This window comes from Rhodanobacter thiooxydans LCS2, assembly GCF_000264375.1.
Classification (GTDB): Bacteria; Pseudomonadota; Gammaproteobacteria; order Xanthomonadales; family Rhodanobacteraceae; genus Rhodanobacter; species Rhodanobacter thiooxydans.
The window spans coordinates 1-5,741 of the sequence record NZ_AJXW01000099.1; the positions used below are offsets into that span (position 1 = coordinate 1).

Annotated in this window: 2 tRNA genes and 3 rRNA genes; all 5 read left to right on the forward strand. The window is 55.4% G+C overall.

What is annotated here, in order from left to right:
• Nucleotides 1-272: 272 nt before the first annotated feature.
• The 5 genes from UUA_RS16820 (at nucleotide 273) to rrf (ending at nucleotide 5,710) form a co-directional block, all read left to right on the forward strand.
• A 16S ribosomal RNA gene (locus UUA_RS16820) occupies nucleotides 273-1,817 on the forward strand.
• A gap of 221 nt (nucleotides 1,818-2,038) precedes the next feature.
• Nucleotides 2,039-2,115, forward strand: a tRNA-Ile gene (locus UUA_RS16825).
• Nucleotides 2,116-2,181: 66 nt separating this feature from the next.
• Nucleotides 2,182-2,257: transfer RNA gene (locus tag UUA_RS16830), tRNA-Ala, on the forward strand.
• Nucleotides 2,258-2,459: 202 nt separating this feature from the next.
• Nucleotides 2,460-5,341 (forward strand): 23S ribosomal RNA (locus tag UUA_RS16835).
• Between the two features lie 255 nt (nucleotides 5,342-5,596).
• Nucleotides 5,597-5,710 (forward strand): 5S ribosomal RNA (rrf, locus tag UUA_RS16840).
• The 16S, 23S and 5S rRNA genes sit together here with 2 tRNA genes alongside, the layout of an rRNA operon.
• Nucleotides 5,711-5,741: the final 31 nt, after the last annotated feature.

A 5,741-nucleotide genomic window follows, 5' to 3' on the forward strand; every position in this document is an offset into this window, starting at 1 on the left:
GGGTGTTGACGGTCAAGAAAAGCGATGTAGAATGGGCGGCTCACCCGGAACGAAAGGTTCCGGAGCGATCACCGAACGGGTGGTTGGCGAGAAGATCTTTGACAGTGTGCGCAGGTGAATTGTGTGGACGTCTTGTGCTGATGGGTTGCGACCTGTCCAAGCAATGCAAGCGTCCCACCAAGTAAAAAGTCAGTAATGAGTTTTGACTGGTTGGGAAGAACGCTTCAGAAAGATAGATGGCCAAGTCTGCAAGGACGAGGTTGTCGACAACTTAAGTGAAGAGTTTGATCCTGGCTCAGATTGAACGCTGGCGGCATGCCTAACACATGCAAGTCGAACGGCAGCACAGTCGTAGCAATACGATGGGTGGCGAGTGGCGGACGGGTGAGTAATGCATCGGGATCTACCCTGACGTGGGGGATAACCTCGGGAAACCGGGACTAATACCGCATACGTCCTACGGGAGAAAGCGGGGGACCTTCGGGCCTCGCGCGGCAGGACGAACCGATGTGCGATTAGCTAGTTGGCGGGGTAATGGCCCACCAAGGCGACGATCGCTAGCTGGTCTGAGAGGATGATCAGCCACACTGGGACTGAGACACGGCCCAGACTCCTACGGGAGGCAGCAGTGGGGAATATTGGACAATGGGCGCAAGCCTGATCCAGCAATGCCGCGTGTGTGAAGAAGGCCTTCGGGTTGTAAAGCACTTTTATCAGGAGCGAAATACCACGGGTTAATACCCTATGGGGCTGACGGTACCTGAGGAATAAGCACCGGCTAACTTCGTGCCAGCAGCCGCGGTAATACGAAGGGTGCAAGCGTTAATCGGAATTACTGGGCGTAAAGGGTGCGTAGGCGGTTGTTTAAGTCTGCCGTGAAATCCCCGGGCTCAACCTGGGAATGGCGGTGGATACTGGGCAGCTAGAGTGTGTCAGAGGATGGTGGAATTCCCGGTGTAGCGGTGAAATGCGTAGAGATCGGGAGGAACATCAGTGGCGAAGGCGGCCATCTGGGACAACACTGACGCTGAAGCACGAAAGCGTGGGGAGCAAACAGGATTAGATACCCTGGTAGTCCACGCCCTAAACGATGCGAACTGGATGTTGGTCTCAACTCGGAGATCAGTGTCGAAGCTAACGCGTTAAGTTCGCCGCCTGGGGAGTACGGTCGCAAGACTGAAACTCAAAGGAATTGACGGGGGCCCGCACAAGCGGTGGAGTATGTGGTTTAATTCGATGCAACGCGAAGAACCTTACCTGGCCTTGACATGTCCGGAATCCTGCAGAGATGTGGGAGTGCCTTCGGGAATCGGAACACAGGTGCTGCATGGCTGTCGTCAGCTCGTGTCGTGAGATGTTGGGTTAAGTCCCGCAACGAGCGCAACCCTTGTCCTTAGTTGCCAGCACGTAATGGTGGGAACTCTAAGGAGACTGCCGGTGACAAACCGGAGGAAGGTGGGGATGACGTCAAGTCATCATGGCCCTTACGGCCAGGGCTACACACGTACTACAATGGTCGGTACAGAGGGTTGCCATACCGCGAGGTGGAGCCAATCCCAGAAAGCCGATCCCAGTCCGGATTGGAGTCTGCAACTCGACTCCATGAAGTCGGAATCGCTAGTAATCGCGGATCAGCTATGCCGCGGTGAATACGTTCCCGGGCCTTGTACACACCGCCCGTCACACCATGGGAGTGGGTTGCTCCAGAAGGCGTTAGTCTAACCGCAAGGGGGACGACGCCCACGGAGTGGTCCATGACTGGGGTGAAGTCGTAACAAGGTAGCCGTATCGGAAGGTGCGGCTGGATCACCTCCTTTCAAGAAACGACGGCGTGATTCTTCACGCAAGACGTCCACACAAGACACCTGTACTTCACGCGAAGGGTTTGCTTAACGCAACGTCCCTGTGGCGAAGAGCAAACATCAAGGCCGGCCCTCCGTGGCCGGACTCTTCACAACAGCCGCTTCGAACGAGGCCTACGGCCCCGTCGAGCGGGACCAGGTAGCTTGGCTCGCGGGTTCTGGGGTTCACCTTTCATGGGTCTGTAGCTCAGGTGGTTAGAGCGCACCCCTGATAAGGGTGAGGCCGGTGGTTCGAGTCCACCCAGACCCACCATGACCTCACGCGGATCCATCCGCGAAGGGCAGATCAAGACCGCCCTTCCCTGGGCGGACTCCTCAAGGGGCCATAGCTCAGCTGGGAGAGCACCTGCTTTGCAAGCAGGGGGTCGTCGGTTCGATCCCGACTGGCTCCACCACTCAAGCGATGCGTGAAGTATCAGCACACACAAGATTTGAAGTCATCCGGCATTGAGGCCGGTGTGACGTTCTTTGAAAACAAGTAAACGAGTGACAAGCGTCTTGGTTCGAACCGAACCGAGGCAAGTGTTAAGGCACGAAACGAAGTAACTTGGCTGCACCTGAGGAGGGTGCATGCCCCGAGGCGACTTGGGGTTATATGGTCAAGCGACTAAGCGTATACGGTGGATGCCTTGGCAGTCAGAGGCGATGAAGGACGTGGCAGCCTGCGAAAAGTGTCGGGGAGCTGGCAACAAGCTTTGATCCGGCAATGTCCGAATGGGGAAACCCACTCCGCAAGGAGTACTGCATGGTGAATACATAGTCATGCAGGGCGAACCCGGGGAACTGAAATATCTAAGTACCCGGAGGAAAAGAAATCAACCGAGATTCCCTCAGTAGCGACGAGCGAACGGGGACTAGCCCAAAAGCGCACAGTGTTTTAGTTGAACAGCCTGGAAAGGCTGGCCATAGACGGTGATAGCCCGGTAAGCGAAAGGGCACCGTGCGTGAAATTGAGTAAGGCGGGGCACGTGAAACCTTGTCTGAACATGGGGGGACCATCCTCCAAGGCTAAATACTCCTGACTGACCGATAGCGAACTAGTACCGTGAGGGAAAGGCGAAAAGAACCCCGGAGAGGGGAGTGAAATAGACCCTGAAACCGTATACGTACAAGCAGTGGAAGCCCGCAAGGGTGACTGCGTACCTTTTGTATAATGGGTCAGCGACTTACTGTCAGTGGCAAGCTTAACCGTATAGGGGAGGCGAAGAGAAATCGAGTCTGAATAGGGCGCATAGTCTCTGGCAGTAGACCCGAAACCGAGTGATCTATCCTTGGCCAGGTTGAAGGTGCGGTAACACGCACTGGAGGACCGAACCCACATCTGTTGCAATAGATGGGGATGAGCTGAGGATAGGAGTGAAAGGCTAAACAAACTCGGAGATAGCTGGTTCTCCTCGAAAGCTATTTAGGTAGCGCCTCGGACGAATCTTCCTGGGGGTAGAGCACTGTTATGGCTAGGGGGTCATCGCGACTTACCAAACCATGGCAAACTCCGAATACCAGGACAGACTATCCGGGAGACACACGGCGGGTGCTAACGTCCGTCGTGAAAAGGGAAACAACCCAGACCCGCAGCTAAGGTCCCAAAGTCATAGCTAAGTGGAAAACGATGTGGAAAGGCATAGACAGCCAGGAGGTTGGCTTAGAAGCAGCCATCCTTTAAAGAAAGCGTAATAGCTCACTGGTCGAGTCGGTCTGCGCGGAAGATTTAACGGGGCTAAGCTATGCACCGAAGCTCGGGGTGTGCACATTTATGTGTACGCGGTAGAGGAGCGTTCCGTAAGCCTGTGAAGGTGGATTGTAAAGTCTGCTGGAGGTATCGGAAGTGCGAATGCTGACATGAGTAACGATAATGGGGGTGAAAAGCCCCCACGCCGAAAGCCCAAGGTTTCCTCGCGCAACGTTCATCGGCGCAGGGTGAGTCGGCCCCTAAGGCGAGGCAGAAATGCGTAGTCGATGGGAAGCTGGTTAATATTCCAGCACTTTTCTCAAGTGCGATGTGGGGACGGAGAAAGTTAGGTCTACCGGGCGTTGGTTGTCCCGGGGAAAGGCGGTAGGCATGGATCTTTGGCAAATCCGGGATCCTTTATGCCGAGCACCGAGACGAGCCCTTTTGGGCGAAGTGACCGATACTACGCTTCCAGGAAAAGCCACTAAGCTTCAGCTTGAGAAAAACCGTACCGTAAACCGACACTGGTAGGCAGGGTGAGAATCCCAAGGCGCTTGAGAGAACTCGGGTGAAGGAACTAGGCAAAATGGCACCGTAACTTCGGGAGAAGGTGCGCCCATTGACGTGGTCACGTGCGTGACTGAGCGTCGATGGGTCGCAGTAACCTGGCCGCTGCGACTGTTTATCAAAAACACAGCACTCTGCAAACACGAAAGTGGACGTATAGGGTGTGACGCCTGCCCGGTGCTGGAAGGTTAATTGATGGGGTCAGCCGCAAGGCGAAGCTCTTGATCGAAGCCCCAGTAAACGGCGGCCGTAACTATAACGGTCCTAAGGTAGCGAAATTCCTTGTCGGGTAAGTTCCGACCTGCACGAATGGCGTAACGACAGCGGCGCTGTCTCCACCCGAGACTCAGTGAAATTGAATTCGCTGTGAAGATGCAGCGTTCCCGCGGCAAGACGGAAAGACCCCGTGAACCTTTACTATAGCTTTACACTGAACGTTGAGTTCTTCTGTGTAGGATAGGTGGGAGGCTTTGAAGTGCAGACGCCAGTTTGCATGGAGCCATCCTTGAAATACCACCCTGAAGTGCTTGACGTTCTAACCTCGGCCCGTTATCCGGGTCAGGGACCGTGTATGGTGGGTAGTTTGACTGGGGCGGTCTCCTCCCAAAGAGTAACGGAGGAGCACGAAGGTACGCTCAGCGCGGTCGGACATCGCGCACTGTGTGCAAAGGCATAAGCGTGCTTGACTGCGAGATCGACGGATCAAGCAGGTACGAAAGTAGGTCTTAGTGATCCGGTGGTTCTGTATGGAAGGGCCATCGCTCAACGGATAAAAGGTACTCCGGGGATAACAGGCTGATACCGCCCAAGAGTTCATATCGACGGCGGTGTTTGGCACCTCGATGTCGGCTCATCACATCCTGGGGCTGTAGCCGGTCCCAAGGGTATGGCTGTTCGCCATTTAAAGTGGTACGCGAGCTGGGTTCAGAACGTCGTGAGACAGTTCGGTCCCTATCTGTCGTGGGCGTTGGAGATTTGAGGGGGGCTGCTCCTAGTACGAGAGGACCGGAGTGGACGTTCCGCTGGTGTTCGGGTTGTCTCGCCAGAGGCATTGCCCGGTAGCTATGAACGGAAGTGATAACCGCTGAAAGCATCTAAGCGGGAAGCACGCCCCAAGATGAGATCTCCCGAGAGCTTGACTCTCCTTAAGGCACCATCAAGACCAGGTGGTTGATAGGTCAGATGTGGAAGCGCAGCAATGCGTTCAGCTAACTGATACTAATGAGCCGTGCGGCTTGACCATATAACCCCAAGTGGCTTCACGTGCAGGTCCCTCTGCGAAAGCCCGGCCATCCTTGGCCGGACTCGTCAAAAGAGCGGCCCGCTTGACGAACTTCTCGGTAAACCGATTCACCTCGACGCTTGTCACTCGTTTACACCTTATTGACGCGAAGTCCTTTTCGCGAAGAGCAGAACCCGCCATCCATGGCGGACTCTTCAGAAAAAGGCTTTGTCTCCAGACTGAAGCGGGCGCATCTTGCGCTGCTTCAACCCCTTCCCTGGCGGCCATAGCGGCGTGGTCCCACCTGATCCCATCCCGAACTCAGCAGTGAAACGCGCATGCGCCGATGGTAGTGTGGCTTTGCCATGCAAGAGTAGGTCACCGCCAGGGGCTTTATCCTGAACACCCTCACCGGCAACGG